The organism is Brevundimonas variabilis (assembly GCF_014199945.1).
In the GTDB taxonomy this organism is placed as follows: domain Bacteria; phylum Pseudomonadota; class Alphaproteobacteria; order Caulobacterales; family Caulobacteraceae; genus Brevundimonas; species Brevundimonas variabilis.
The window spans coordinates 580,765-606,557 of the sequence record NZ_JACHOR010000002.1 but is presented as its reverse complement, the minus strand read 5'-3'; the positions used below and the strand labels follow the sequence as shown (position 1 = coordinate 606,557).

28 protein-coding genes and 1 tRNA gene are annotated in these 25,793 nt (G+C 66.3%); 24 read left to right on the top strand and 5 right to left on the bottom strand.

Annotated features, from left to right (window positions below; genetic code table 11):
- Positions 1–14 precede the first annotated feature (14 nt).
- Complete coding sequence (locus GGR13_RS07675; protein WP_183212890.1) at positions 15–641, bottom strand: TIGR02466 family protein; 627 nt, start codon at positions 639–641, stop codon at positions 15–17.
- 74 nt (positions 642–715) lie between these two features.
- On the opposite strand from GGR13_RS07675, the gene GGR13_RS07670 reads away from it, so the two are divergent.
- From GGR13_RS07670 to GGR13_RS07615, 12 genes are all read left to right on the top strand, one after another.
- Positions 716–2,527: a M3 family oligoendopeptidase gene (locus tag GGR13_RS07670; protein ID WP_183212889.1), complete on the top strand. Its 1,812-nt coding sequence runs from the start codon at positions 716–718 to the stop codon at positions 2,525–2,527.
- Positions 2,528–2,584: 57 nt separating this feature from the next.
- Positions 2,585–3,946, top strand: coding sequence for a serine hydrolase domain-containing protein (locus tag GGR13_RS07665; protein WP_183212888.1), 1,362 nt, complete (start codon positions 2,585–2,587; stop codon positions 3,944–3,946).
- An 82-nt stretch (positions 3,947–4,028) separates the two neighbouring features.
- Entirely contained in the window at positions 4,029–4,304 is a 276-nt protein-coding gene (locus tag GGR13_RS07660) for an aa3-type cytochrome c oxidase subunit IV (protein WP_183212887.1), read from the top strand.
- Positions 4,305–4,393: 89 nt separating this feature from the next.
- Positions 4,394–5,527: a Re/Si-specific NAD(P)(+) transhydrogenase subunit alpha gene (locus GGR13_RS07655; RefSeq protein WP_183212886.1), complete on the top strand. Its 1,134-nt coding sequence runs from the start codon at positions 4,394–4,396 to the stop codon at positions 5,525–5,527.
- Entirely contained in the window at positions 5,524–5,763 is a 240-nt protein-coding gene (locus GGR13_RS07650) for a hypothetical protein (protein WP_183212885.1), read from the top strand. The genes GGR13_RS07655 and GGR13_RS07650 overlap by 4 nt, the downstream gene beginning before the upstream one ends.
- Entirely contained in the window at positions 5,763–6,086 is a 324-nt protein-coding gene (locus GGR13_RS07645) for an NAD(P) transhydrogenase subunit alpha part 2 (protein WP_183212884.1), read from the top strand. Before GGR13_RS07650 ends, GGR13_RS07645 begins: the two co-directional genes overlap by 1 nt.
- A 5-nt stretch (positions 6,087–6,091) precedes the next feature.
- Entirely contained in the window at positions 6,092–6,385 is a 294-nt protein-coding gene (locus GGR13_RS07640) for a hypothetical protein (protein ID WP_183212883.1), read from the top strand.
- The gene (locus tag GGR13_RS07635; protein WP_183212882.1) at positions 6,382–6,690 is read left to right on the top strand and encodes a hypothetical protein; all 309 of its coding nucleotides are present in this window, start codon (positions 6,382–6,384) and stop codon (positions 6,688–6,690) included. The genes GGR13_RS07640 and GGR13_RS07635 overlap by 4 nt, the downstream gene beginning before the upstream one ends.
- Positions 6,687–6,971: a hypothetical protein gene (locus tag GGR13_RS07630; RefSeq protein ID WP_183212881.1), complete on the top strand. Its 285-nt coding sequence runs from the start codon at positions 6,687–6,689 to the stop codon at positions 6,969–6,971. Before GGR13_RS07635 ends, GGR13_RS07630 begins: the two co-directional genes overlap by 4 nt.
- Positions 6,968–7,345 (top strand): hypothetical protein, encoded by a 378-nt coding sequence (locus GGR13_RS07625; protein ID WP_183212880.1) that lies wholly within the window; start codon positions 6,968–6,970, stop codon positions 7,343–7,345. The genes GGR13_RS07630 and GGR13_RS07625 overlap by 4 nt, the downstream gene beginning before the upstream one ends.
- 21 nt (positions 7,346–7,366) lie before the next feature.
- Complete coding sequence (locus GGR13_RS07620; RefSeq protein ID WP_183212879.1) at positions 7,367–8,785, top strand: NAD(P)(+) transhydrogenase (Re/Si-specific) subunit beta; 1,419 nt, start codon at positions 7,367–7,369, stop codon at positions 8,783–8,785.
- 166 nt (positions 8,786–8,951) lie between these two features.
- Positions 8,952–9,377, top strand: coding sequence for a DUF1801 domain-containing protein (locus tag GGR13_RS07615; protein WP_183212878.1), 426 nt, complete (start codon positions 8,952–8,954; stop codon positions 9,375–9,377).
- Here GGR13_RS07615 and GGR13_RS07610 read toward each other — a convergent pair.
- Complete coding sequence (locus GGR13_RS07610) at positions 9,359–10,129, bottom strand: pseudouridine synthase (protein WP_183212877.1); 771 nt, start codon at positions 10,127–10,129, stop codon at positions 9,359–9,361. The two genes, GGR13_RS07615 and GGR13_RS07610, sit on opposite strands and share 19 nt — an antisense overlap.
- 21 nt (positions 10,130–10,150) lie before the next feature.
- Complete coding sequence (locus GGR13_RS07605; RefSeq protein ID WP_183212876.1) at positions 10,151–12,310, bottom strand: DEAD/DEAH box helicase; 2,160 nt, start codon at positions 12,308–12,310, stop codon at positions 10,151–10,153.
- A gap of 159 nt (positions 12,311–12,469) precedes the next feature.
- Here GGR13_RS07605 and GGR13_RS07600 point away from each other — a divergent pair, with 159 nt between their 5' ends.
- Positions 12,470–12,853: a DUF1761 domain-containing protein gene (locus GGR13_RS07600; RefSeq protein ID WP_183212875.1), complete on the top strand. Its 384-nt coding sequence runs from the start codon at positions 12,470–12,472 to the stop codon at positions 12,851–12,853.
- A 22-nt stretch (positions 12,854–12,875) separates the two neighbouring features.
- On the opposite strand, the gene GGR13_RS07595 is transcribed toward GGR13_RS07600, so the two are convergent.
- Positions 12,876–12,950 (bottom strand) — tRNA-Val (locus tag GGR13_RS07595).
- Between the two features lie 139 nt (positions 12,951–13,089).
- Between GGR13_RS07595 and eno the strand changes: the two genes are divergently transcribed.
- Positions 13,090–14,367, top strand: coding sequence for a phosphopyruvate hydratase (eno, locus tag GGR13_RS07590; RefSeq protein ID WP_183212874.1), 1,278 nt, complete (start codon positions 13,090–13,092; stop codon positions 14,365–14,367).
- A 128-nt stretch (positions 14,368–14,495) separates the two neighbouring features.
- Here the strand turns inward: eno and GGR13_RS07585 are convergent, their stop codons facing one another.
- The gene (locus GGR13_RS07585; RefSeq protein ID WP_183212873.1) at positions 14,496–14,873 is read right to left on the bottom strand and encodes an endonuclease domain-containing protein; all 378 of its coding nucleotides are present in this window, start codon (positions 14,871–14,873) and stop codon (positions 14,496–14,498) included.
- Positions 14,874–15,081: 208 nt separating this feature from the next.
- Between GGR13_RS07585 and serS the strand changes: the two genes are divergently transcribed.
- The 10 genes from serS to lon all read left to right on the top strand — a co-directional run bounded on the left by serS (position 15,082) and on the right by lon (position 25,748).
- Positions 15,082–16,551: a serine--tRNA ligase gene (serS, locus tag GGR13_RS07580; protein WP_183212872.1), complete on the top strand. Its 1,470-nt coding sequence runs from the start codon at positions 15,082–15,084 to the stop codon at positions 16,549–16,551.
- Positions 16,541–16,723 (top strand): hypothetical protein, encoded by a 183-nt coding sequence (locus GGR13_RS07575; RefSeq protein WP_183212871.1) that lies wholly within the window; start codon positions 16,541–16,543, stop codon positions 16,721–16,723. Before serS ends, GGR13_RS07575 begins: the two co-directional genes overlap by 11 nt.
- A gap of 11 nt (positions 16,724–16,734) precedes the next feature.
- Positions 16,735–17,520 (top strand): 5'/3'-nucleotidase SurE, encoded by a 786-nt coding sequence (gene surE / locus GGR13_RS07570; protein WP_183212870.1) that lies wholly within the window; start codon positions 16,735–16,737, stop codon positions 17,518–17,520.
- Positions 17,517–17,882: a hypothetical protein gene (locus GGR13_RS07565; RefSeq protein ID WP_183212869.1), complete on the top strand. Its 366-nt coding sequence runs from the start codon at positions 17,517–17,519 to the stop codon at positions 17,880–17,882. Before surE ends, GGR13_RS07565 begins: the two co-directional genes overlap by 4 nt.
- Positions 17,879–18,523, top strand: coding sequence for a protein-L-isoaspartate(D-aspartate) O-methyltransferase (locus GGR13_RS07560; RefSeq protein WP_183212868.1), 645 nt, complete (start codon positions 17,879–17,881; stop codon positions 18,521–18,523). Before GGR13_RS07565 ends, GGR13_RS07560 begins: the two co-directional genes overlap by 4 nt.
- Before the next feature lie 144 nt (positions 18,524–18,667).
- Positions 18,668–19,693, top strand: a complete 1,026-nt coding sequence (locus GGR13_RS07555) for a peptidoglycan DD-metalloendopeptidase family protein (RefSeq protein ID WP_183212867.1) — start codon at positions 18,668–18,670, stop codon at positions 19,691–19,693.
- Between the two features lie 118 nt (positions 19,694–19,811).
- Positions 19,812–20,132 (top strand): preprotein translocase subunit YajC, encoded by a 321-nt coding sequence (yajC, locus tag GGR13_RS07550; protein ID WP_183212866.1) that lies wholly within the window; start codon positions 19,812–19,814, stop codon positions 20,130–20,132.
- A gap of 33 nt (positions 20,133–20,165) precedes the next feature.
- Positions 20,166–21,758: a protein translocase subunit SecD gene (gene secD, locus GGR13_RS07545; RefSeq protein ID WP_183212865.1), complete on the top strand. Its 1,593-nt coding sequence runs from the start codon at positions 20,166–20,168 to the stop codon at positions 21,756–21,758.
- Complete coding sequence (secF, locus tag GGR13_RS07540) at positions 21,758–22,726, top strand: protein translocase subunit SecF (RefSeq protein WP_183212864.1); 969 nt, start codon at positions 21,758–21,760, stop codon at positions 22,724–22,726. Before secD ends, secF begins: the two co-directional genes overlap by 1 nt.
- A gap of 625 nt (positions 22,727–23,351) precedes the next feature.
- Positions 23,352–25,748, top strand: coding sequence for an endopeptidase La (gene lon, locus GGR13_RS07535; protein WP_183212863.1), 2,397 nt, complete (start codon positions 23,352–23,354; stop codon positions 25,746–25,748).
- Positions 25,749–25,793: the final 45 nt, after the last annotated feature.

The window sequence follows — 25,793 nt, the reverse complement described above, 5'->3', positions numbered from 1 at the left end:
ACGGTGCCGTATTCTCAGGCGTAGTTGAAGCTGATCGAGATCCGCTCGGACTTTGCCGCATTGGGCGGCACTTCGTGCCGCAGCCAGCTTTCCCACATCAAAACCGTGCCCGGCTGAGGGGCCAGATAGACGAAGGGGCGTTCGGCGACAGGCGCTTCGGGCAGTATGCCAGGCCGGGCCATCATCATGGGCAGGCGCGGGTCTTCCAGCTTCAGGGCCGAGGCCCCGTCGGGGACCTCGACATAGACGGTGCCGCTGAGGAAGGCGTGGGGATGGATGTGGCCCGAATGCGCCCCGCCCGGCTTGAGGATGTTGACCCACAGATTGTCGAGCCGGGGCTTGCGCGCGAGGTCGAACTTCAGGGCTCGGGCATAGGCAAGAGCGTGGCGGTCCAGATGACGTTTCAGCTCGCCGAACTCGGGCATGCGCTGGGGCAGGTCGTTCAGCGATCCGTAGGAGGTGTAGCCGCGATAGCCATGGGCCCGGCACCAGGCGCGCCCGGCACTGTCCTCGACCGACAGGGACCGCACGGCCTCGGCGAGCGAGGCGTTGAAATCCTCGAACCCAGGGGTGGCCGCCAGGCTGGCCTCATAGACCTGGGTCACGAACAGGGGGCGCAGGGTGGGGGTGGTCACGGACATGCGGGCCTTCTAGCGACATTCGGCCCGCGAGGCGACGGTTGCGCCGCTGATCCTCCATGCCCACAACAGTGCCCATGAACGCGCCCTTCAAAGCCCCGACCCCATCCGCTGCTCCGACCGAGCCCCCGCTGTGGGACCTGACCGACCTTTACCGGTCCCGCGAGGACCGACAGATCGCGACCGATCTGGAGGCCGGGCGCAGGGCTGTGGCGGAGCTGAATGCGCTGCAGGGCCGGATGCTGACCCAGCGGACAGACCCGGTGGCCCTCGGCGCAACGCTGGCCCTGGCAATCGATCTGTATGAGCGGGCCAGCAACACCCTGGGTGGACTGGGAGCCTACGCGTTTCTGGCGGCGTCTACCGCACGCGATGATGCAGCGGCCCAGGGTTTCGAGGCTGACATCCGCGAGAAGACCACCGCCATCGTGACCCCGACCGTCTGGCTGACGCTGGAGATCAACCAGCTTGAGGACGCCGAGATCGAGGCTGCGCTGGCGGCAGATACCGGAGCGGCGCGTTTCCGGCCTTGGCTGCGGCGGGTCCGGGCCGGCAAGCCGCACGAACTGTCCGAACAGATGGAAACCTTCATCGCCGAGCGGATGCCGATCTCGGCCCAGTGGCCACGGCTGTTCGACGAGACGCTCACCAGCCTGCGTGTCGAGGCGGGAAAGTCCAGCCTGACGCTGGCAGAGGCCCTGAACCAGCTCAGTGATCCGAAGCCGGACGCGCGCAAGGCCGCCGCCGAAGGGTTGAACGCGGCTCTGGCGGCCCGGGTGCCGACGCTGGCGCTCGTGCTGAACACGGTGGTCGCCGAAAAGCAGCTCGAGGACAAATGGCGCGGCTTTGCCCGTCCGGCCGATGCCCGCCACCTGATGAACGAGGTCGATGGTGAGTCCGTCGATGCGATGGCCGAGGCCGTCGCTGCCGCCTATCCGAAGCTGTCGCACCGCTATTATGCGCTGAAGGCCCGGGCGCTGGGCAAGCCGAAGCTGGACCAGTGGGACCGCAATGCACCGCTGGAGACCACGCGCCCCCGCACCTACGACTGGCAGCAGGGCCGGACCCTGGTGCTGGACAGTTTCCGGGACCTCGGCGGTGAGTTCGCCGACCTTGCCGGGCAGTTCTTCGACAATCCCTGGATCGACGGACGGGCTGGACCGGGCAAGCAATCCGGTGCCTATGCCCATCCGGTGACGGCCAACCGGCACCCCTATGTCTTCCTGAACTGGATGGGCGAGCGGCGTGACGTCCTGACCCTGGCTCACGAACTGGGGCACGGCGTTCACCAGACGCTGGCGGCCGGGCAGGGGACGCTGCTGGCCGACACGCCGCTGACCCTTGCCGAGACCGCCTCGATCTTTGCGGAGGGGCTGACCTTCGACCGGCTGCTGGCCAACGCGCCGCAGGCCGAGCAACGCGGGCTGCTGGCCGGACGGATCGAGGACGGCTTGAACACGGTCGTCCGTCAGATCGCCTTCCACCGCTTCGAGGTCCGGTTCCACGACGAACGCGCCGCCGGCGAGGTCCCGGCCGAGCGGATCGGGCAGCTGTTCCTTGAGGAGATGGGCGCGTCCCTGGGCCCGGCGGTCACGCTTAACTCCGGCTATGAGGCCTGGTGGAGCTATGTAGGCCATTTCGTCCACTCGCCCTTCTACGTCTATGCCTATGCCTTCGGGGACCTGCTGGTCGCCGCCCTGATGGAACATCGGGCAAAGGACCCCGAGGCCTTTACCCCCCTGTATCGCCAGTTACTGGCCGGTGGCGGGACCAAAACCTACGTCGAGGCGCTGGCGCCGTTCGGGCTGAACCCGCGCGACCCGGCCTTCTGGACCATCGGCACACGGCGTCTCGAGCGCCTGATCGACCAGTTCGAGGCCATCGTCTGACGTGATGACATCGCCGGGGGCATTGACCCCCGTCGTGACCTGCCCCAGCGTCGGGGCATGCGTATTGCCCTGTCTCTGTTCCTGCTGCTGGGTGCGGCCCAGCCCGTCCTGGCCCAGACGGTACCGGCCGTGCCCAGGCCGCCCTCGGCCGAGGTCCGGGCCATGGCCGCGGGTTACAAGGCGCTGACAGTCTGCAGTGCGGTCCACAATGCGCGCGAAGCCGGCGTGACCCGCAGCCTCGAAAGCATCGAGGCCCATGAGCTCACCGGAATCTATCCGGAACTGGAGCCGCTGGTGCGAACCCTGCCGGTCGAGGTGACGGCGGGCGGTGCGCAGGTGTCGTGGGACGAGGTCATGCCGCCGCGCTTCGCCGTCCATTCGGCGGGGGCCGGCTGTGCGATCCTGCCGGTCGGGACGCCGGAGCCCCGAGCGGGTCGACCCGTCCTGCGCCGTCCGGATACCACCGCCATGCCGACGAGCGAGCTTCGGGGAGACCGGCCCGCGATCGACCGGCTTCTGGGCGAGGCAATCGGGGAAACCTACGGGCCCGGCAGCAACACGACGGCGGTCGTCATCGTGCAAGGGGGCCGGATCGTCGCCGAGACCTATGCGGACGGATTCGGGCCCGACGTGCCGCAACGCACCTGGTCGGTGGCCAAGAGCCTTGCCGCAACTGTGGTCGGGGCCGCCGTGCTTCGCGGCGATGCTGATGTGAACGCCCCCGCCGACATCACCAACTGGCAGGTCGCCGGTGATCCCCGGGCGGCGATCACTCTGGATCATCTGCTCCGGATGGCCTCGGGCCTGACCAGTGATACGGCCGGCAACCGCACCGACGCCCTCTATTTCGGCGGGGTCACGGTTGCCGAACAGGCTCCGGCCTGGCCCCTGATCGCGCGTCCGGGGTCGCGCTTCCGCTATGCCAACAACGACACGTTGCTGGCGACCCTGAGCCTCGCCCCGACCTATGACCGGCATTCTCCCCATGCCCTGTTCGACCAGCTGGGCATGGGTCACACGACGGCCGAGACGGACTGGCGCGGCCACTACATCCTGTCGAGCCAGGTCTGGACGACGGCCCGGGATCTCGCCCGGTTCGGGCAGCTTTATGTGAACGACGGCGTGTGGAACGGCCGACGCATCCTGCCCGAGGGATGGCTGGCCTACGTATCGCGAGCTTCAGGGCCTCAACCGCTGAACGGTGCCTTTGGTTACGGGGCCGGATTCTGGCTGCTGAACCGGTCGGAGGGCGTTCCGGGAGATACCATCGGTGCCTTCGGCAATCGGGGCCAGTATGTGATCATCGTGCCCTCGCGCCGGATCGTGATCGTGCGCCGCGCTGAAGATCCGGCGGGCAGCCCTTTCGACATCGCGGCCTTCACGCGCGACGTTCTGGCGGCGCTGGACCGCGACGCATAATGTCGCCCGGAGCTTGAGCCCAGCGCCATGGGCTCTATAAGGCAGGGCAGAATCCTCCCTGTATTTTCCGGACACCGCTCCCATGGTCGACCCGCACCACCCTCATCACGCTTCTGACAATGCCGATGCGGACGCCAACGCCTATCTGCGCGGCAGCATGGAAATCAACGAACAGGCCGCGACCTGGGCTCTGGTGATGAACCTCATGAAATGGGGTGCACTGGTGATCTCCTCCGTTCTCCTGATGCTGGTCCTGTGGTTCCAGCCCGGCGGCAGCTTCATCACCGGGGCAATCGCGGCCGGCGTTCTCCTTGTGGGCGGAGTCCTCTTCCTGCGGAGCGGCGCCAAGGCGCACTGAGCGACCCGGTCGCAGCGCGCGGCAAGCCTTTACGACGACTTCCGGTTTGGCCTAACGTCGCTCCATCCGTTCTGGATGGGGAGAATCGATTGGCCTTTGCCATTGCCGTGACCCGCGAACGCCGCGAAGGCGAGACGCGCTGTGCCGTAACCCCGGAAACCGTCAAGAAGCTCGTCGCCATGGGGGCGACCGTATCGGTCGAGGCCGGGACCGGTCACGGTTCGTCGTTTCCCGATGCCGACTATATCGCCGCCGGAGCGGTGGTTCAGCCCGATACCCATGCTGTCCTGACAGGGGCCGACCTCGTGCTGAAGGTCCGGGGCCCGACGGCGCAGGAAATCAGCGCCCTGAAACCCGGCGCGGTCGTTGTTGCCCTGCTGGATGCCTGGCGCGAGAAGGACACGGTCACGGCGATGGCCGCGGCCAGTGTCACAGCCTTTGCCATGGAGTTCGTCCCCCGCATCACCCGGGCCCAGGTGATGGACGCCCTGTCGTCCCAGGCCAACCTCGCCGGATACCGCGCCGTGATCGAGGCCGCAGCGGCCTATGGGCGGGGTTTCCCGATGATGATGACGGCTGCAGGCACGGTCGCCCCAGCCAAGGTCTTTGTCATGGGCGTGGGCGTGGCCGGACTTCAGGCTATTGCCACGGCCCGGCGTCTCGGTGCTGTGGTCACGGCCACGGACGTGCGTCCGGCGACCAAGGAACAGGTCGAGAGCCTCGGGGCCAAATTTCTCGCCGTCGAGGACGAGGAGTTCAAGAACGCGCAGACGGCCGGCGGCTATGCCAAGCCAATGAGCCCGGAGTATCAGGCCAAACAGGCGATCCTGACCGGCGAGCATATCAAGAAACAAGACATCGTCATCACGACGGCCCTGATCCCCGGCCGGGCCGCGCCCGTGCTGGTGACGGCCGACCAGGTTGCGACGATGAAGCCCGGCTCCGTTCTGATCGACCTCGCGGTCGAGGCCGGCGGCAATGTCGAGGGGGCCCGCTCCGGCGAGGTCGTGGTGACCCCGAACGGCGCCTCGATCGTCGGGATCGCCAACCTTCCGGGCCGGATCGCCTCGGATGCGTCGAGCCTTTACGCCAAGAACCTGGTCGCCTTTGCGGGCCTGCTGGTGAAGGACGGGGTCGTCAACATTGATCTGGAAGATGAGATCCTGAAGGCGGCCGTGGTCACCCATGGCGGGGCGGTGGTGCACGAGGGGCTGAAAGGATGAGCAAGGCCCTGAAGTCGTTGTTGCGGGCCACTGCAGCAATCTGCATCTGGGGCGGACCTCTTCTGGGGGTGATCGCCCTTCTGGGATCGATAACGACGGGTTTTGATCCTGTGCGTTCCGGCGTGATGGCGATTGCCGCTGGCTATGTCGCGATCGGAGGCCTGATGATCGGTGCTGTCTTGCGAATGCTGCTGAGTATCGAAGTCCGGCTCGAAAGATTGAAAGGAACACGCTGATGGAACACGTTGACCCAACCATCTTTCGTCTGGCCATCTTCGTGCTGGCGATCTTCGTCGGCTATTATGTTGTCTGGTCGGTGACGCCGGCGCTGCACACGCCCCTGATGGCGGTGACCAATGCCATCTCCAGCGTGATCATCGTCGGGGGCCTGATCGCGGCTGCGGCGGTGTCGGGGGAGGCAACCGGACCCAACGCCTGGATCGCCAAGGGAGCCGGCGTGCTGGCCGTGACCCTGGCCAGCGTCAACATCTTCGGGGGCTTCATGGTCACCCGGCGCATGCTGGCCATGTACAAGAAGAAGGAACGACCCGCGAAATGATGCCGGTGATCATTTTCATGATCGGCACGCCGGTCGCGATTGCCGCCGTCCTGGCCGTCGTGGCTTTGAGTGGCCGGATGCCGCCAGCCCAACGTGAAGCCATCGTGCGGGGTGCAGCGCTTGTGTTCTACCCCGTCTGCGTGTTCGCCGCCGCCTATGGCGTGTGGACTGCCTTTGTCGCAGGGGACGGGCTCAGTCTTGTCCTGTCTGCCGTCACGGCCGTCGCAATGGCCGTTGCCGGCATACAGATTTGGCGGAATCCGTCGCTCCGGCGCGATGGCGGCAAGGACGCCGGATGATCGTCGACCAGATTCTCGGGTGGGCCTGTCTGGCGGCGGCGCTGTCGGCTGTGGGCGTCTATGTCTTCCTGATCGCAAGCCGGGTGCGGATGATCCGGCTGATGACCTGTCTCGGACTGTTCCTGACGGGTCTGGCCCTGTTTCAAGGGCCCAGCATCCTGGCGCAGACCGAGGGCGATCTGAACGTGCGGCTGGCGCTCGGGGTGCTGATCCTCGCCGTTGGCGTCCAGATCGTCGCGGCGCTGAGGACCCGGCCGGCCTGGACCGGCGTGGACCGGCGTGCCGGCAGGATCGCCTCGGCATGACCGTGGATCCGGTAAGCCTGTCCTGGGCGGCCTCATGGATCGCGACCGGTCTGGGCGTCGCCCTCTGGCTCTGGAGCTGGCTGGGAGAAAAGAACGCAATCCAGAAGCTTCGTTATCGCGATTGCGGCGTCGTGCTCGTGTTTTCGGGAGTCATCCTGCGGGTACTGGTGCCGGCGCGCGAGATGACGCCCTTCGACTGGGCCATGCTGATCCTGGGGCCGCTGTTCATCGCCGCTGCGCTCTGGCGGCTGGCGCGGACTGGCGCGCAGGTGATGCCATGAGACGGATCGCACGGCTGTCCCCGATCGTCCTCGTCCTGACGGCGTCCAGTGCCGTTGCGCAGGGCTCCAACACCGACGCCTACGACGGACTGCATTTCCACGTCGCCGCGCCACAGGGCGCGAACTGGTCGCTGGAGTGCCGTTTCCGGCCCATGCAGATTACCATCAACCAGTACGAACGCCGTTTCACCAACCAGCTTCGCTATTCAGGGTCCGGTCCGCGTGCGGGTCGGTTGCCGGGGGACAACGGACGCTGTGTCCTGACGAAGACGGGAGGTGCCGGTCCGGTCGGACTGGCGCTGGTGAAGAACGGGGTGCCCAGGGCAGCGGGTACCCTGGATCCGGCCCGACCGGCTGCCATCGACGTATTCTGAGACGGGGAGCGAAACGACGCCATGAACGCATCCATCGCGGCGCTGGCCTATCTGGTCTCGGGCGTCCTTTTCATCCTGTCGCTGCGCGGGCTTTCCAGCCCCGAGACCAGCCGTCAGGGCAATACCTTCGGCATGGTCGGCATGGCGCTTGCGGTCGGCGTGACCCTGCTGACGCTGGGCAGCACCAATGCCCTCGACTGGACGACGCTGGCGCTGATCGCGGGCGGCGTGGTGGTCGGCGGAGGTGCGGGGGCCCTGATTGCCAAGCGGGTGGCCATGACGGACATGCCGCAACTGGTCGCGGCCTTCCACAGCCTTGTGGGCATGGCCGCCTGTCTGGTGGCGATCGGTGCGGTCTATGCGCCAGAGGCCTTCGGCATCCTGAATTCCGCCGGAACCGGCATCAAGACGCTGTCGATCGTCGAGCTGAGCCTCGGTGTCGCCATCGGCGCGATCACCTTCACCGGCTCGGTCATCGCCTTCGCCAAGCTGAACGGCAATATGAGCGGCGCGCCGATCATCCTGCCCGCCCGGCACCTGATCAACATCGGCCTGGCGCTGGCGCTGATCTTCCTGATCGGGATCATGATCGGCTCGGGCGGTACAGCCATCTGGGCCTTCTGGGGGGTGTTCCTGATCGCCTTGGTCCTCGGGGCCACCCTGATCATCCCGATCGGCGGGGCCGACATGCCCGTCGTTGTATCGATGCTGAACTCCTATTCGGGCTGGGCTGCAGCCGCGCTGGGCTTCACGCTCGAGAACATCGCCCTGATCATAACCGGGGCCCTCGTCGGGTCCTCGGGCGCGATCCTGAGTTACATCATGTGCAAGGGCATGAACCGGTCGTTCGTTTCGGTGATCCTGGGCGGCTTCGGTGGCGACTCCGGCCCGGCCGGCGAGGCCCGGGTCGAGACCCGTCCGGTCAAGCAGGGCAGTGCCGAGGATGCGGCCTTCATCATGAAGAACGCGTCCAAGGTCATCATCGTCCCCGGCTACGGCATGGCCGTCGCCCAGGCCCAGCATGCCCTTCGGGAAATGGCCGACAAGCTGAAGGAGGAGGGGGTCGAGGTGAAATACGCCATCCACCCCGTCGCCGGTCGCATGCCCGGCCACATGAACGTGCTGCTGGCCGAGGCCAACGTCCCCTATGACGAGGTCTTCGAGCTGGAAGACATCAATGCCGAGTTCGCCTCGGCCGATGTGGCCTTCGTCATCGGGGCCAATGACGTGACCAACCCGGCCGCCAAGACTGACCCGACCTCGGCGATCTACGGCATGCCAATCCTCGACGTCGAAAAGGCCGGCACGGTCCTGTTCATCAAGCGCGGCATGGCGGCGGGCTACGCCGGGGTCGAGAACGAGCTGTTCTTCCGCGACAACACGATGATGCTGTTCAGTGACGCCAAGAAGATGGTCGAGGGAATCGTGAAGGGGCTCTGATTCTCCAACACGCGCTCATCCCGGCGAAGCCCGGACCCAGTCCTGTGGCGAAGTTGGTGCCCTGGATGGGTGGCCGGTTTTCTGTCCAGGTAACCGTATCCCAAAGCTCTGGGTCCCGGCTTTCGCCGGGATGAGCGGATGCGTTAGGATCAGGAGGGAGGAAGCCATGGCAGAACCGAAGACCCAGCCCACGCCTGCGTCCGTCGACGCCTTCATCGAGGCCGTCGACCACCCCGGGCGTCGCGACGACGCCCGCGCGGCCCTGGCCCTGTTGACCGAGGTCACGGGCGAGCCGCCGGTCATGTGGGGGTCATCGATCATCGGCTTCGGCCGCTATCACTACCGTTATGCCTCCGGGCACGAGGGAGACGCGCCCCTGATCGGCTTCTCCCCGCGCAAGGCGAAGCTGGTCTTCTACATGGCCGCCTATGACGACGAACGTGGCGATTTCCTGAACCGGTTGGGCAAGCACAAATCCGGTCAGAGCTGTGTCTATGTGAATCGTCTTGCGGACATCGATCAGGCCGTTCTGGCCGAGATGGCGCGCTGGAGCGTCGAGGCCCTGAAGGCGCGCTATCCCGCCGACCGATGAGCCAGCAGGGCCGCCCGCTCGTCGGGCGTCAGGTGCCGCCACTTTCCTTCGGGAAGATCAGCCATCTGCAGCGGGCCGATCCGCACCCGCTTCAGGTCCGTGACCCGCAGGCCGACCATCTCGCACATCCGCCGGATCTGACGGTTCCGGCCCTCGCGCAGCACGACCTTCAGCCGGTCCTTGTCCAGCTGCACGATCTCGGCCCGCTTCAGGACCCGCCCGTCCAGCATCAGGCCATGCCGGAGCATCTTCAGCGCCCGGTCGGTCAGCTCGCCCGCGACCCGGATGCGGTATTCCTTGTCCAGCTCCGACGTCGGCCCGATCACGGCCTTGGCCACCACGCCGTCCGATGACAGCAGCAACAGGCCCCGCGAATCCTCGTCCAGACGCCCGATCGGGGGCAGGGAGGCGTCCGCTGCCGGGACCGGCCCGTCACCGATGCGATTTTCGGCGGTCAGCAGCCGCACCGCCGGGATCTTGCCCGGCTCCGGCTGGCCGGACACCAGTCCGACCGGCTTGTGGATCATGATCGTGACGCCCTCCGACAGGGCCTCGGAAGCCGCCTCGGACAGGGTCAGGGTCTGGCCCGGCTCGATCTTCCGCCCCGCGTCGGTGACCGTCTCGCCCTCGATCGAGACCAGCCCGGCCGCGATCAGGGCATCGGCCTCGCGCCGTGAGCACAGCCCGGCCTGGCCCATGACCTTGTTCAGGCGAGCGGCTTCGGGACCGGGGTGGGTATGGCTGACAGGCATGGTCCCGGCCGAACCTCAGACCTAGCCGTTCGACCGGGGCTTGCCCTTGAATGGGGGCTTTGCGCCAGCCGGCTTGCCACGCGAATCCTTGGCGGCCCAGGGACGGTCGCCGCCCTTGGGCTTGCCCTTCCAGGGCTTGTCACCCGGCGTGGCCGGCGCTGCATCCGACGATGGAGCCCAAGGCTTCTTCTCGGGAGCCGAGGTCTCCTTCTTCACCCAAGGCTTCTTGCCCGGAGCGCCGGTCTCGACCTTGCCGGCCCCGTCCTGACGCGCCGGTGCCGCGCGATCGGAGGAGGCCGAATCCTCGCGCTTGACCCAGGGCTTCTTGTCGCCGGCCGGGGCCTCGCGCTTGACCCAGGGTTTCTTCTCGCCGGTCGAGGCCTCGTCGCGCTTGACCCATGGCTTCTTCTCGCCATCGCCGTCGCGCGGCTTCCAGGCCGGCTTGTCGGCGCGGGCGGGGCGTTCGGTCTTGTCGGCCCAGGGCTTGCGCTCGGGGCGATCGCCGGCGTCGCCGACCGGCTTCTTGTCCCAGCGGCTCGGCGGCTTTTCCTTGGGACCGGGGGCCACGGCGGTCTCGACCTTGACGCCGTCCTCGGTCGAGGCGGCGACGGCGGCGAGGAATTTGGCCTCGGCCTCCTTGGTGATCTCGAACTTGGTCTCGCGATCGAAGATCTTGATCGAGCCGATGTCGCGCTTGGTCACATGGCCGATGCGGCAGATGGTCGGCAGCAGCCATTTCGGATCGGCGTTCTTGTCGCGACCGATGTTGATACGGAACCAGGCCATGTCACCGCCACGGGCGAAGTCCGTATAGGGGACGTCCGGCTGGCCGCGATCGTTCTTGCCCGTATCCTGCTGCCGCTTCATCCGGTCGTCGTCATAGACGTCCTCGGGTGCGGGCATCTTCTGGCGATACAGGCGGATCAGGGCGGCCGCGATCTGTTCCGGCGTGGATTTCTCCAGCAGCTGACGGCCCAGCTCCAGCGTCTCGGCGTCCTCGGTCGGGGCGATCAGGACCGGATCGGCCAGCAGACGGGCGCGGTCCTGTTCCAGGATCATCTCGGCACTGGGCGGGCCTGACCATTCGGCGACGATCGAGGCCGACGACAGCATGATCTCGACCTTGCGGCGGCGGGTATAGCTGACCAGCAGGACGGACACGCCCTTCTTGCCCGCCCGGCCGGTCCGGCCAGAACGGTGCAGCAGCCCGGCCTTGTTGACCGGGATCTCGGCGTGGATCACCAGGCCCAGGTCCGGAAGGTCCAGACCGCGCGCCGCGACGTCGGTGGCGACGCAGACGCGGGCATGACCGTCGCGCAGGGCCTGCAGGGCCTCGGACCGCTGGCTCTGGGTCAGTTCGCCCGACAGGCCGACAACCGAGAAGCCGCGCTCGCGCAAGCTGGCGGTCAGATGCTTGACCCGCTCGCGGGTGTTGGCGAACACCAGCGCCCCGGGGGCCTCGAAATAGCGCAGCACATTGACGACGGCCAGTTCGACCTCGTTGGGGGCCACCCGGATGGCCTTGTATTCGATGTCGCCGTGCGGGGCATTCTTGGAGGTGGTGTCGATGCGCAGCGCATCGTTCTGATAGGTCCGGGCCAGCTGGACGATGTCCTTGGCCAGAGTCGCCGAGAACAGCAGGGTCCGGCGCTCGGCCGGGGCGGCCTCGAGGATGAAGGTCAGGTCTTCCTGGAAGCCCATGTCCAGCATCTCGTCGGCCTCATCCAGCACGACGGCGCGGGCGCTTGACAGGTCCAGCGCACCGCGCTCGACGTGGTCACGCAGACGGCCGGGCGTCCCGACGACGATATGACAGCCCCGGTCCAGCGCGCGGCGCTCGACCTTGGGGTCCATGCCGCCGACGCAGGACACGATCCGCGCGCCAGTCTGGGCATAGAGCCATTGCAGTTCACTGGAGACCTGCAGGGCCAGTTCGCGGGTCGGGGCGATCACCAGGGCGACAGGGGCCCCGAAGTCGCTGAATTTCTCGGCATCGCCGAGCAGGGTGTGCGCGAGCGCCAGGCCGAAGGCGACGGTCTTGCCCGACCCGGTCTGGGCCGAGACCAGCAGATCGCGTCCGGCCTCTGCGTCGAGAACGGCCTCCTGGACGGGGGTCGGCTCGGCATAGCCGCGATCGGAAAGCGCGCGATCGAGCGCGGGATGACTGGCAGGAAAAGGCATGATGTGTCCGTACGGCGCTTGTGGCGCTGGCGCCAGAGGGGCGTACGACGCGCGAGGCGGGCATAAGCGCCAAAAACGGGGCAGAAAGGTGTCCGGTTCGGCAAAAGACCGCATTGACCGGGCTCGAGGACCGCGCAAAGTCGGCAAAGGAGGCCATCCATGATCTATATCGTGCAAAATCTGCTCCCGATCCTCGTGGCTTCCCTGCTGGGTCTGATCGCCGGCCTGGTCGTCCAGCGGCTCCGGCCGGCCAAACTGACCCCCGGCCAGCTGGTCGTGGCGGCTGTGGCCCAGACCTGGCTGTGCTGCATCCTGGCGGGCGCGTTGATTCTGGCCCCGCCCGAGGCCGGACGCTGGACCATGTCGCTGGGTAGCGCCGTCGTGATCTGGATCGGCTTCGTGGTGCCCACCACCGTGGTCGGCTATGCGGCCCGTGGCGTTCCGGGCCGGGCGACGGCTGTGGACTGCGCGCAATGGCTCGTCACGATGCTGGTCCAGGCCACGACCCTGACCCTGATCGGCCTGACACCGCCGACGTCCTGATTGGCATGGGAATGGGGGGAAATGGTGGATGCGACAGGGATTGAACCTGTGACCCCCTCGGTGTGAACGAGGTGCTCTCCCGCTGAGCTACGCATCCGGCCTTTTCAGGAGGCGGGGACATAGCCCGGTCGGCGGGTGGGTGCAAGCGGCCGATGCATGCGTAGCGGTTGGCTTGTTTGACTGCGCGGGCTAAACCGCGCGTTCGTTCCTCCCCCCTGCGCCACGAAGGCCCCGCCATGACCGACATCGCCGACATCGTCGCCCGCCAGATCCTCGACAGCCGGGGCAATCCGACCGTCGAGGTGGATGTGACGCTGGACGACGGTTCGTTCGGCCGGGCGGCCGTGCCGTCGGGGGCCTCGACCGGGGCTCATGAGGCCGTCGAACTGCGCGACGGCGACAAGAGCCTGTGGGGCGGCAAGGGCGTCCAGAATGCCGTCGACGCCGTCAATGGCGAGATCTTCGACGCCCTGTCCGGCATGGACGCCGAGGACCAGCGCCGCATCGACGAGGCCCTGATCACCCTCGACGGCACCGAGAACAAGGGCCGTCTCGGGGCCAATGCGATTCTCGGCGTCTCCCTGGCTTGCGCCAAGGCCAGCGCCATCTCGGCGGGCCTGCCGCTGCACCGCTATATCGGCGGCGTGTCCGCCCGCGTCCTGCCGACGCCGATGATGAATATCATCAATGGCGGGGCCCATGCCGACAATCCGATCGACATCCAGGAGTTCATGATCCTGCCGACCGGGGCCGAAAGCTTCTCCGAAGCGCTGCGGATGGGGTCGGAGATCTTCCATGCCCTGAAGAAGGCGCTGAAGGATGCGGGTCACAATACCAATGTCGGCGACGAGGGCGGCTTTGCCCCCAACCTGGCCTCGGCCGAGGAGGCGCTCAGCTTCATCACCAAGGCCGGTCAGGCCGCCGGCTATCTGGCCGGGGAGGATTTCCAGCTGGGTCTCGACGTCGCCGCGACCGAATTCTTCAAGAACGGCAGGTACGAGATGACCGGCGAGGGCAAGTCGTTCGAGGCCGAGGCCATGGTCGGCTACCTCGCCGACCTGTGCGAGCGGTTCCCGATCGTCTCGATCGAGGACGGCTGTTCCGAGGATGATTTCGACGGCTGGCGTCTGCTGACCGAGCGTCTGGGCGACCGGATCCAGATCGTCGGCGACGACCTGTTCGTCACCAATCCGGCCCGTCTGGCGGCCGGCATCGGCGAGGGTCTGGCCAACTCCATCCTGATCAAGGTCAACCAGATCGGGACCCTGTCCGAGACCCTGGACGCGGTCGATATGGCCAATCGCGCCGGCTACACCTCGGTGATGAGCCACCGCTCGGGCGAGACCGAGGACTCGACCATCGCCGACCTCGCCGTCGCCACCAACTGCGGACAGATCAAGACCGGCTCGCTGGCCCGCTCGGACCGCACGGCCAAGTACAACCAGCTGCTCCGCATCGAGGAAATGCTGGGCGACCAGGGCGTCTACTACGGCGACGGCATGCTGCTGAAATAGGGCCGGGGCCCGTCCACCGCTTCGCGGTCCCCCTCCCCATCGCCGCGCGATGGGGAGGAAAGGCATGTCCTCCCCACGCAGTGGGGAGGGGGACCACGCGGAGCGTGGTGGAGGGGCCACCCCACCCCTCAAAGACCTCGACCCACCGCCTCCCGTATCCCCGCCAGCACCCCGTCCAGCTCATCCCGGATGGTGATCGCCGGATACCGCAGCACCCGTATCCCCTGCGCCTCCAGCCCCGCCGTCCTTCGCCGGTCGTGCAGAATCTTCTCCGGGATCGCGTGCACCGCCCCGTCCACCTCGACGGCCAGTTTCGCGGCCGGACAGTAGAAGTCGAGGATGTAGACCCCGACCGGATGCTGCCGCCAGAATTTCGCCCCGCCGAGGTTGCCGCCCTTGAGATACCGCCACAACCGCGCCTCCGGCGGCGTCAGATTGCGCCGCATCCGGGCGGCCCGCTGGTAGGTGAGGGGGACGGCGGCATGAAACGGGTATATCAAAATCATACAGCTATGACGAGTATGGCAGCCCCTCCACCCCTTCGGGGTCCCCCTCCCCACTGCGTGGGGAGGAGAAAGTCACTTTCCTCCCCATCGCGCAGCGATGGGGAGGGGGACCGCGAAGCGGTGGAGGGGCTGCTCACCCGTTCACCGTTGCGTCCTGTCGCTCCGGGGCGGTAAGGCTCGCGGCGATTCCCGACTGAAGAGCCCTGCCATGCACGACATCAAAGCCATCCGCGAAAATCCCGCCCTCTGGGTGGCCGGGTGGTCGTCGGGCGGGGTCGAGGATGCGCAAGCGCTGGTCGACCGGATGCTGGATCTGGACCGTGAGCTGCGCGCCGCCCAGACCGCCGGTCAGGACGCCCTGTCCAGGCGCAATGCGGCGTCGAAACTGATCGGCGCGGCCATGGGGCGCAAGGACATGGCCGAGGCCGACCGGCTGAAGGCCGAGGTCGAGCACCTGAAGGGCGAGATCGCGGGGCAGGGCGACATCGAAGCCGCAAAGGCCCGCGAGCTGCGCGACCTGCTGGCGGCCCAGAAGAACCTTGCGGCCGACGATGTGCCGGACGGCGAGGACGAGGCCGGCAATGTCGCGGTCTCGACCTGGGGCGAACCGCGCCGGTCTGGCCCGGCCAGGGATCATGCCGATCTCGGCGAGGCCCTGGGCCTGCTGGACTTCGAGGCGGCGGCGCGGATGTCGGGGGCCCGGTTTGCGGTGCTGAAGGGCGGGCTGGCGCGGCTGGAACGGGCGATCGGCCAGTTCATGCTGGACGTCCAGACGACCGAGCACGGCTATCTGGAAGTGAACCCGCCCTATCTGGTGCGTGATGAGGCGATGTTCGGGACTGGGCAGTTGCCGAAGTTTGCCGAGGATTTATTCGCTGCAGCTCAAATGGTGACTACAGAAAAGCTTCTAGCACAGGGTGCGAGTGGTTTTGGCACATTCGTGACGCCTGGTGCACATCGGGGGGTCAAGATTGTCGGAGCGATCAAGCAATCATTGGACGATGGTGAATCGCACGAGATCGCTTGGGCTCGCGGCTTTGCCGAAATGCAGATGGAGGGCACCGCTTCGATAATAAAGTCGCACTGGCTCATCCCCACCGCCGAAGTTTCCCTCACCAACCTTGTCCGCGAACAGATCACGCCGGAGGAAGAGCTCCCCCTGCGCCTCACCGCCCTGACACCCTGTTTCCGGGCCGAGGCGGGGTCGGCGGGGCGGGATACGCGCGGGCTGATCCGCCAGCACCAGTTCCACAAGGTTGAGCTGGTCTCGATCACCACCCCGGACCAGTCGGACGCCGAGCATGAGCGGATGACGACCTGTGCCGAGGCCGTGCTGCAGAAGCTGAACCTGCCTTACCGCCGCATGCTGCTGTGCAGAGGCGACATGGGCTTTTCGGCGCGGAAGACCTTTGACCTCGAGGTCTGGCTGCCCAGCCAGGGGACCTATCGCGAGATCAGTTCGGTCTCCAACTGCGGGGACTTCCAGGCCCGGCGCATGGATGCCCGGTTCAAGCGCAAGGAAGGCAAGCCCGAGTTCGTCCACACCCTGAACGGCTCCGGCCTCGCGGTCGGCCGCACCCTGGTGGCGATTATGGAGAATTATCAGGACGAGAACGGCCGGATCGCCGTGCCCGATGCCCTGCTGCCCTATATGGGCGGCCTGACCCATGTGGGGTGACCTCAATACTGTCGTCATTCCGGGCGAAGGCGCCCTTGCGCTGGAGACCCGGAACCCGGCGGCGCGCGTGAGCGCGAAACTGTCACCGACACCGGCCTTGATGATTGTGCGCGACAAGATCACCTTCGGTGTCGCTGGCTTCCGGGTCTCCGCTGCGCTGCGCCCGGAATGACGAAAGAAAAAATGCGGATTCTCCTGACGAATGACGACGGTATCGATGCCGAGGGCCTGGCCTGTCTCGAGCGCATCGCCCGCACCCTGTCCGACGACATCTGGATCGTCGCCCCGCAGGAGGAACAGTCCGGCAAGGGGCGGGGCATCACCCTGACCGAGCCCCTGCGGGTCAACCGGCAGGGCGAGCGGCGGTTCGCCGTGACGGGCACGCCGACCGACTGTGTCGTCATCGCCGTCAACGACCTGATGCCCGAGCGACCCGATCTGGTGCTGTCAGGGGTCAATCGGGGCCACAATGTCGGTGAGGACTGTTCCTATTCCGGGACCGTCGCCGGGGCGCTGCAGGGCATGGCCTTCGGCATCCGGTCGATCGCCCTCAGCCAGTCAATGGTGCGGTTCCATGACGAGGTCCAGCCCCACTGGGACACGGCCGAAGCCTATGCCCCGCCCATCATCAGCCGGCTGCTGAAGCATCAGTGGCAGGACGGGGTGGTGATGAACCTGAACTTCCCCGCCCGCGCCATCGAGGCCGTGACCGAGGTCGAGGTCACCCGGCAGGGCTTCCGCGGAATCGGCGAGATGCACGCCGTCAAGCGCACCGACCTGCGGGGCCGCGACTACTACTGGATGAGTTTCCGCGGCGAGAAACAGGACCACCTGCCGGGCACAGACCTGCGGGCCATGGACGACGGGAAGATCTCGGTCACCCCGCTGCACATCGACCTGACCCACCGCGAGAGCGTCCACGACCTGAAGGGCTTGCTGGGCGGGGTGCCACCGAAGGGGATGGCGTGAAGACAGGACGTCTCCTGCCGGTCCTCGGTGCGGCACTGGCGATGGCCGGCTGTTTCGGTTCCCCGACGCCGTTTGACCGGCCATGGGTCGATTTTGGCTGCAGCGAACCTGGCGTCTGCCGGGTTCGGGGCACGCTGGCAATCAACGACGGCGGCGTCTGGCCCCGTGGTCGGCTCGCGCTGGACGATGGGCAGTGCCTGCCAGTCGATCTTTCCAGTGAGTTCGTCCGGAACCGGCAATCGTGGGACGGACGTCTGGTCGCGATTCGCGGGCGAGCCGTGTCACGGGTCGTCGACGGCGCGTGTGCGGACAAGGCGCTTCTGCTCTATGCGGAGCGCGTGTCCCTGAGGCCGAGCCTATGAAGCTGAATGACGAGCGTGCCGGACGGCTGATCCTGTCCCTGCGCCAGCAGGGGGTCACGGACCCGCGCGTGCTGGGGGCCATGGAATCGATCGACCGCGCCGTCTTCGTGCACGAGAAATTCCTTGACCAGGCCTGGGAGGATCAGGCCCTGCCGATCGACTGCGCCCAGACCATCAGCCAGCCCTATATCGTCGGCCTGATGACCCAGGCCCTGATGGTCGAGCCCCGCCACCGGGTCCTTGAGATCGGCACCGGCAGCGGCTACCAGTGCGCGGTGCTCAGCCGGCTGGCGCGCTATGTCTATTCGGTCGAACGCTACAAGTCGCTGCTGACCGAGGCCGAGGCGCGGCTGAAGGCGCTGCAGATCGACAATGTCATCACCCGCCACTCCGACGGCGGCCTCGGCTGGCCCGAACAGGCCCCGTTCGACCGGATCATGGTCACGGCGGCGTCGCCGCACGAGCCGAACGAACTGCTGAAGCAGCTGAAGCCGGGCGGCGTGCTGGTCTGTCCGGTCGGGCGGACGTCGGTGCAAATGCTGCACCGCTATACGGGCCAGGCCGACGGCTCCTTCCGCCGCGAGAGCCTGTGCGAGGTCCGCTTCGTGCCTCTGGTCGAGGGTACGGCGAAGGAAATATAGGCTTTCCTCCCCATTCTGCGAATGGGGAGGAAAGGGAGGGCATTAACCCTTATGCCCAACTTTCGTGCCCTTTGACGGGTTGGCTGATCCGTACGGGCAAGGCACATCGGGGCCACGATTCCCGAACCACCAAGAGGGCTTTGCATGAGCGGATTCAGGAACGGGGTGATCCGGGCGATCGTCCTCGGCGCGGCGATGAGTGTCCTCGGGGCCTGCGTCAGCTATCCCGATGCTCCGCGCTATGCCACGCGCGCCACGCCCGGAGCGACTCCGGCCTTTCCGCAGGGCGCGAACCCCGCCTATCCGGTTCAGCCGCCGGTCGTGAACGAGGCTCCACCGCCGACACCGGTCCCTTACGAGACGATCGAGGGCGGGGCCCTGCCGCCGCCGTCCGGCGCACCGGCCACCCCGCCTGCCTATGGTCCGCCGCCAGCGACGCCAGCCGCGACGGTGCGTGCCGGAGCGGCCTATGTGATCCAGCCTGGTGACACGATCTCCGGCGTCGGACGACGCTTCCAGACCCCGGTCCAGTCGCTGATCGACCTGAATGGTTTGGGCCCGCGTGCCGCGATCACCGTCGGGCAGAACCTCATCCTGCCCGACAGCGCGGTCGATACGGGTCGCGATCCCTATGCCACTGGCCCGGCCCCCGTCGGAGTCGTGGTGCCCAGGAACGGAGCCGTGCCACCGCCGCCGCCGCCGCCTTCGGGCAACGCCGCCCTGCCGCCCCCGCCACGCCAGCCGGCCGCGACGGCCCCGACAGCCGCTCCCCAGGCCCCTACCAGCGTGCGGATGCAGTGGCCGGTGCGCGGAGAGATCGTGCGGCCCTTCGGACCGGTGGGCCTGGGCGAGCGCAACAACGGGATCAACATCGGAGCCGCTGCCGGTGCGCCGGTGCTGGCAGCCGCGGCCGGCAGCGTGGCCTACGTCGGGGATCTGGTGGGGCAGGGCCTCACCGTCCTGATCGTCCATCCGGAGGGCTGGCGGACGGTCTATGGCCATCTGGGCTCGGCGACTGTCGACGACGGATCCGAAGTCCGCGCAGGCCAGCAGATCGGCACCGTGGGCCTGACCGCAGGCGACGGCCGACCCTCCATCCATTTCGAGACCCGCCGGATGCAGGGCGACAATCCCGTGGCCATCGACCCGTTGACAGTGTTGCCGCGCTGACGCGGTCAGGGCCTGCGAGGCAAAGCCTGCGTTGCATCTTGCAACGACCGGCCCTAGGTATCGCGCCTCGATTTTACCAAGGGGCGCCGGACCGGCTGCCTCCAGTCAGGATGGATTGATGACCGCTCCCGCTGCTGAAGGTGGCATGATCGCGATGATCGTGCAGTTCCTGCCATTCGTCGCGATTTTCGTACTGTTCTACTTCCTGCTGATCCGTCCGCAGCAGAAGCGCGCCAAGGAACATCTGGCCATGGTCTCCGGCGTGAAGCGCGGCGACACCGTGGTCCTGTCCAGCGGCATGATCGGCAAGGTCACGCGCGTCGAGGATTCCGAGGCCATGGTCGAGGTCGCCCAGGGTGTGAACGTCCGCGTGGTCAAGAGCATGATCTCCGATGTCCGCAATCGCACGGCGATTGCCGCCAACGATACCAAGGCCTGACGCTTACCCCGCTGCTGAACCGGAACTCGTTTGATGATTCAGCTCTCGCGCTGGAAGGTTATCCTCGTCGCTGCGGCCCTGTTCTTCGGGGTCCTGCTGGCCCTGCCGAACCTGCTGACCCCGGCCCAGCGTGAATCCCTGCCGGGCTTCATGCCCAGCAGTGCCCTGAATCTGGGGCTCGACCTGCAGGGCGGATCGTATCTGCTGCTTGAGGTCGATGTGGCCCAGATGCAGACCAAGCGGATCGATAACCTGGTCGAGGATGTCCGCCAGACCCTGCGCGAGGACAATATCGCCTTCAGCGGCCTTCAGCGGGAAGCCGCCGGGGTCGTGGTGACCGTGGCCAACCCGGCGCAACTGGATGCCGCCTTCCAGACCCTGCGCAATCTGGGCGGGGCCGCAGGCCCGACCGGCGCGGTGGAGCGCGCGGCCACCCGCCTGTCCGACAACCGCATCCGCTTCGCCTATACCCAGGCCGCACTCGACGCCATGGGCCCGACCGCCGTCGACCAGTCGATCGAGGTCGTGCGCAAGCGGATCGACAGCCTTGGCACCCGCGAACCCTCCATCACCCGCCAGGGTGCCAACCGCATCGTCGTCCAGGCACCGGGCGAGAGCGATCCCGAGGCGCTGGAACGCGTCATCGGCCAGACGGCCCAGCTGACCTTCCAGATGGTGGACGTCGAGAATTCGATCGCCGATGCCCAGGCCGGACGGGTTCCGCCTGACTCGGAGTTGCTGCAGGATGCGGATGGCAATTTCTATCTGGTCAAGCGCCGCATCCTGGTCTCCGGCGAGAACCTCACCCGGGCCGGCGTCGGTACCGACCAGAATGGCCGTCCCGCCATCGATTTCCGATTCGATACGCAAGGCGCGCGTCGCTTTGGCGAGGCAACCACAGCCAATGTCGGCCGGCCTTTCGCCATCATTCTCGATGGCCGGGTCATCTCCGCACCGAACATCCAGGTGCCCATCCTGACGGGGTCGGGCCAGATCACGGGCGGCTTCACGATCGAGGCGGCTTCGGAACTGGTGAACCTGCTGAACGGGGGAGCCTTGCCGGCGCCTCTGAACGTCGAGGAACGTCGCACGGTGACCGCAGAGCTCGGCGCGGATGCTGTGACGGCCGGTGCCGTCTCGACCGGGATCGGGGCCGTCATCATCGTGGCCTTCATGATCCTGACCTATGGCTTCCTGTTCGGCGGCATTTCGGTCCTCGGTCTGGTCCTCAACGGGATCCTGATCGTTGCGGCCATGTCCCTCACCCAGGCGACCCTGACCCTTCCGGGGATCGCCGGCCTGATCCTGACGTTCGCGGTGGCCGTGGACGCCAATGTGCTCATCTATGAGCGGATGCGTGACGAGGCACGGGCAGGGCGGTCTGTCATCGCCTCGATGGATGCCGGCTTCAACAAGGCCTGGGGGACTATCCTGGACGCCAACCTGACAACCCTGGTGGCGGCCATGATCATGTTCGCCTTCGGCGCCGGTCCGGTGCGCGGTTTCGCCTGGACCCTCACGATCGGGGTGTTCACCTCGGTCTTCTCGGCGGTTCTGGTGGCGCAGATCCTGCTGGCGTACTGGCTCAAGGTAGCCAGACCCAAGAAACTGCCGATCGCGGAGTGATGGCGATGAGCTGGTGGCCCCTGATCAAGATCGTCCCGACCAAGACGAACCTGCAGTTTGTGAAATTCGCGCGGTTCTTTGCCGTACTTTCTGTCGTCCTGTGTCTCGGGTCGATCGTCAGCCTGTTCTATCCGGGCATGAACCTCGGGATCGACTTCCGTGGCGGCGCCGCGATGGAATTGACGCGCGGGGGCGGGCAGACGCTTGATCTTGAGCAGGTGCGTGGCGCGGTCGAGGGCCTGTCCGTCGGCGATGTTCAGGTGCAGGGTATCGACGACGACTCCAGCGCCATTCTTCGCTTCCAGGTGCCCGAAGGCCAGGCCCAGTCTGCCGTCGTGCAGGAAGTGCAGACGGCGATCACCCAGGCCGTCGGCCCGGTGACCTATTCGGGCGTCAGTGTCGTGGGATCAAAGGTTTCAGGCGAACTCTTTACGTCTGGCCTGATGGCTCTGGGTGCCGCGATCGTCCTGATGTTCGCCTATATCTGGTTCCGTTTCGAGCCGCAGTTCGGCTTTGGCGCCGTCGCCGGCCTGATCCACGATGTGATCCTGGTCTTCGGCCTGATCGTTCTCTTCCGCCTCGAGTTCAATCTCAACATGGTCGCGGCGATCCTGACCGTCATCGGCTATTCGATGAATGACACCGTCGTGGTGTTCGACCGACTTCGCGAGAATCTTCGCAAGTACAAGACCATGCCGCTGCGTGATGTGATCGATCTTTCGATCAACGAGACGCTTTCTCGCACCATCATCACCGGTATCACCGCCATCATGGTGCTGGGTGCGCTGGCGTTGTTCGGTGGCGTGGCCCTGTTCGGTTTCTCGGTCGCACTGATGTGCGGGATCATCATCGGCACCTATTCGTCGGTCTATGTCGGTGCCCCCATCATCCTGCTGTGGGGCGTCAAGCGCGGCGAGTTCGCAGAAGACGCCAAGCCGATCAAGCTGGGCATGGCCAGCCGGCCCTAGGTCTACCCTTACCGCTCATCCCCACTCCGCTCATCCCGGCAAAAGCCGGGACCCAGTCCTTTGGGCTGAAGAGCGCGAGCGTTGAGGCAGGACCTGAAATCCCGCGAACCCGCCTCGTGAAAGCTCTGGGTCCCGGCTTTCGCCGGGATGACTGGAAGCGGACCGCTGGCGGCTGTGTTTCGTCATTTCCGCCCCGCGCCGGGCTCCGCAAGGCTCCCGGCGGATGATCCGGCAAGGCCCGAGGAGGGCCGCCAGCCGGAGGGCGTTTGGAAAACGGCTGCGCGGGGCGTCGCTCTGATCGATGCTGGAACTGCGGATGGAGGAACTGTGTGAAGCGGGGGATACGGGCGACACCGGGCCATGATTTCCTGCCTTCCCGGCGAAACTCGAGGGCTTGAGCGGGCAGGTGGCGTCTGGCTGAGAACCCGGGCGGTCATGGCAAGCCCGCCACGATTAGTCATGCTTGCGCGCCATGCGCGATCGTAACGCTTGAACCCATCGCCATAGGGACCACATACTGATCCGAACACCGTCGGAATCGACGGGTCGCTCCTGACTCAGTCCGGTCTCTTTCCGGCGCGGCGGAGCGGCGGGCCGGAGATGAGCAATGGCCCAGGAGTGCATCATGTCTGAAGTGAAAATCCTGCCCGTCCTGCCGCTGCGGGACATCGTCGTGTTCCCGCACATGGTCGTGCCGCTGTTCGTCGGCCGCGAGAAATCCGTCCGTGCGCTGGACGAAATCATGAAGGGCGAAAAGCAGATCCTGCTGGCCACGCAGAAGAACTCCGTGGATGACGACCCGACGCCGGACACCATCTATCCGATCGGTGTGCTGGCCACGGTGCTGCAGCTGCTGAAACTGCCCGACGGAACCGTAAAGGTGCTGGTCGAGGGCAAGGGCCGCGCCCGACTGACCCGTTTCACCGACCGCGAGGAGTTCTTCGAGGCCGAGGCGGTTGAAATCGCTGATGAGGCCGGTGAACCCGCCCAGTCCGAGGCCCTGCTGCGCGCCGTCGTCGAACAGTTCGAAGGCTATGTGAAGCTGAACAAGAAGGTGCCCCCCGAGGCCCTGAGCTCGATCCCGCAGATCACCGAGCCGTCGAAGCTGGCTGACAGCGTTGCCGCCCATCTGTCGGTCAAGATCGCCGACAAACAGGCCCTGCTCGAAACCATCGACGTGCCCAAGCGGCTCGAGAAGGTCTACGGCATGATGGAAGGGGAAATCTCCGTCCTCCAGGTCGAGAAGAAGATCCGCTCGCGCGTGAAGCGCCAGATGGAGAAGACTCAGCGCGAATATTACCTGAACGAGCAGATGAAGGCGATCCAGCGCGAGCTGGGAGAAACCGACGACGCCCGCGACGAGGTGATGGAACTCGAGAAGCGCATCCGCAAGACGCGCCTGTCGAAGGAAGCGCGCACCAAGGCCGAGGCCGAGGTCAAGAAGCTGCGCAACATGAGCCCGATGTCGGCTGAATCGACCGTTGTCCGGAACTACCTCGACTGGCTGCTGGCCATTCCGTGGGGCAAGGCCAAGTCCAAGCCGATCGACCTCGACAAGGCCGAAGCCATTCTCGAGGAAGACCACTATGGCCTCGAGAAGGTCAAGGAGCGGATCATCGAGTATCTGGCGGTGCAGGCGCGCACCAACAGCCTCAAGGGCCCGATCCTGTGCCTCGTCGGACCTCCGGGTGTCGGCAAGACCTCGCTGGCCAAGTCGATCGCCAAGGCGACCGGTCGCGAATACGTCCGCATGTCGCTGGGTGGCGTTCGTGACGAGGCCGAAATCCGCGGTCACCGCCGGACCTATATCGGCTCCATGCCGGGCAAGATCATCCAGTCGATGAAGAAGGCCAAGACAACCAACGCCTTCATCCTGCTGGACGAGATCGACAAACTGGGTGCCGACTGGCGTGGCGATCCATCGTCGGCCCTGCTCGAAGTGCTCGATCCGGCGCAGAACAACAGCTTTGGCGACCACTATCTCGAGGTCGACTACGACCTGTCCAATGTCATGTTCGTCACGACGGCCAACAGCCTGAACATGCCCCAGCCCCTGATGGACCGGATGGAAATCATCCGGGTCAGTGGTTACACCGAGGACGAGAAGGTCGAGATCGCTCGTCGCCACGTCCTGCCCAAGGTGACCAAGGACAATGGCCTGAAGCCGGCCGAGTTCGTGGTGCCCGACGACAGCATCCGCGACCTGATCCGCTTCTACACGCGTGAGGCGGGCGTGCGTTCGCTCGAACGCGCACTGGGCGGGCTGGCCCGCAAGGCTGTGCGCGAGATGGCGCGCGAGAAGACCTTGTCGATCACGGTCGATGCGGAAAAACTGGCCCTCTACGCCGGGGTCCGGAAATTCCGTTATGGCGAAACCGACGAGGAGGATCAGGTCGGCATCGTCACAGGCCTGGCCTGGACCGAGTTTGGCGGCGAGATTCTGACAATCGAAGCCATCAAGATGCCGGGCCGCGGACGCATGACCGTGACCGGCAACCTAAAGGAGGTCATGAAGGAGTCGATCTCTGCGGCGGCCTCCTACGTCCGGGCGCGCGCGCTCAGCATCGGGGTCAAGCCCCCGGTGTTCGAGAAGACCGACATCCACGTCCACGTGCCGGACGGTGCGACCCCCAAGGACGGTCCGTCTGCCGGGGTCGCCATGACCGTGGCCATGGTTTCGGTCCTGACCGGCATCCCCATCCGCAAGGACATCGCCATGACCGGCGAGATCACCCTGCGCGGACGCGTGACGGCCATCGGCGGTCTGAAGGAGAAACTGCTGGCGGCCCTTCGAAGCGGCATCAAGACCGTGCTGATCCCGCAGGAGAACGAAAAGGACCTGGCCGACGTGCCGGACAATGTGAAATCTGCGCTCGAGATCGTGCCGATTTCCACGGCCGACGAGGCTCTCAAATGGGCACTCGTGGGCACATTGACCCCTGTCGAGTGGGATGAGGCGGCGGACCCCCTGCCGTCCGCACCCCCGGTCTCGGGCGATGGATCGGCCGTCGTTAGTCACTGATTAAGAACGTATGACGCGGTCCGGACCCCTCCGGACCGCGTTTCT

Coding starts and splice junctions, on each gene's coding strand:
- secF (WP_183212864.1), top strand. CDS start 21,758: ATGGCGATGAGCTGGTGGCCCCTGATCAAGATCGTCCCGACCAAGACG.
- surE (WP_183212870.1), top strand. CDS start 16,735: ATGCGGATTCTCCTGACGAATGACGACGGTATCGATGCCGAGGGCCTG.
- GGR13_RS07560 (WP_183212868.1), top strand. CDS start 17,879: ATGAAGCTGAATGACGAGCGTGCCGGACGGCTGATCCTGTCCCTGCGC.
- GGR13_RS07665 (WP_183212888.1), top strand. CDS start 2,585: ATGCGTATTGCCCTGTCTCTGTTCCTGCTGCTGGGTGCGGCCCAGCCC.
- GGR13_RS07615 (WP_183212878.1), top strand. CDS start 8,952: ATGGCAGAACCGAAGACCCAGCCCACGCCTGCGTCCGTCGACGCCTTC.
- secD (WP_183212865.1), top strand. CDS start 20,166: ATGATTCAGCTCTCGCGCTGGAAGGTTATCCTCGTCGCTGCGGCCCTG.
- GGR13_RS07660 (WP_183212887.1), top strand. CDS start 4,029: ATGGTCGACCCGCACCACCCTCATCACGCTTCTGACAATGCCGATGCG.
- lon (WP_183212863.1), top strand. CDS start 23,352: ATGTCTGAAGTGAAAATCCTGCCCGTCCTGCCGCTGCGGGACATCGTC.
- GGR13_RS07610 (WP_183212877.1), bottom strand. CDS start 10,129: ATGCCTGTCAGCCATACCCACCCCGGTCCCGAAGCCGCTCGCCTGAAC.
- serS (WP_183212872.1), top strand. CDS start 15,082: ATGCACGACATCAAAGCCATCCGCGAAAATCCCGCCCTCTGGGTGGCC.
- GGR13_RS07670 (WP_183212889.1), top strand. CDS start 716: ATGAACGCGCCCTTCAAAGCCCCGACCCCATCCGCTGCTCCGACCGAG.
- GGR13_RS07585 (WP_183212873.1), bottom strand. CDS start 14,873: ATGATTTTGATATACCCGTTTCATGCCGCCGTCCCCCTCACCTACCAG.
- eno (WP_183212874.1), top strand. CDS start 13,090: ATGACCGACATCGCCGACATCGTCGCCCGCCAGATCCTCGACAGCCGG.
- yajC (WP_183212866.1), top strand. CDS start 19,812: ATGACCGCTCCCGCTGCTGAAGGTGGCATGATCGCGATGATCGTGCAG.
- GGR13_RS07555 (WP_183212867.1), top strand. CDS start 18,668: ATGAGCGGATTCAGGAACGGGGTGATCCGGGCGATCGTCCTCGGCGCG.
- GGR13_RS07650 (WP_183212885.1), top strand. CDS start 5,524: ATGAGCAAGGCCCTGAAGTCGTTGTTGCGGGCCACTGCAGCAATCTGC.
- GGR13_RS07635 (WP_183212882.1), top strand. CDS start 6,382: ATGATCGTCGACCAGATTCTCGGGTGGGCCTGTCTGGCGGCGGCGCTG.
- GGR13_RS07620 (WP_183212879.1), top strand. CDS start 7,367: ATGAACGCATCCATCGCGGCGCTGGCCTATCTGGTCTCGGGCGTCCTT.
- GGR13_RS07625 (WP_183212880.1), top strand. CDS start 6,968: ATGAGACGGATCGCACGGCTGTCCCCGATCGTCCTCGTCCTGACGGCG.
- GGR13_RS07675 (WP_183212890.1), bottom strand. CDS start 641: ATGTCCGTGACCACCCCCACCCTGCGCCCCCTGTTCGTGACCCAGGTC.
- GGR13_RS07600 (WP_183212875.1), top strand. CDS start 12,470: ATGATCTATATCGTGCAAAATCTGCTCCCGATCCTCGTGGCTTCCCTG.
- GGR13_RS07630 (WP_183212881.1), top strand. CDS start 6,687: ATGACCGTGGATCCGGTAAGCCTGTCCTGGGCGGCCTCATGGATCGCG.
- GGR13_RS07575 (WP_183212871.1), top strand. CDS start 16,541: ATGTGGGGTGACCTCAATACTGTCGTCATTCCGGGCGAAGGCGCCCTT.
- GGR13_RS07645 (WP_183212884.1), top strand. CDS start 5,763: ATGGAACACGTTGACCCAACCATCTTTCGTCTGGCCATCTTCGTGCTG.
- GGR13_RS07605 (WP_183212876.1), bottom strand. CDS start 12,310: ATGCCTTTTCCTGCCAGTCATCCCGCGCTCGATCGCGCGCTTTCCGAT.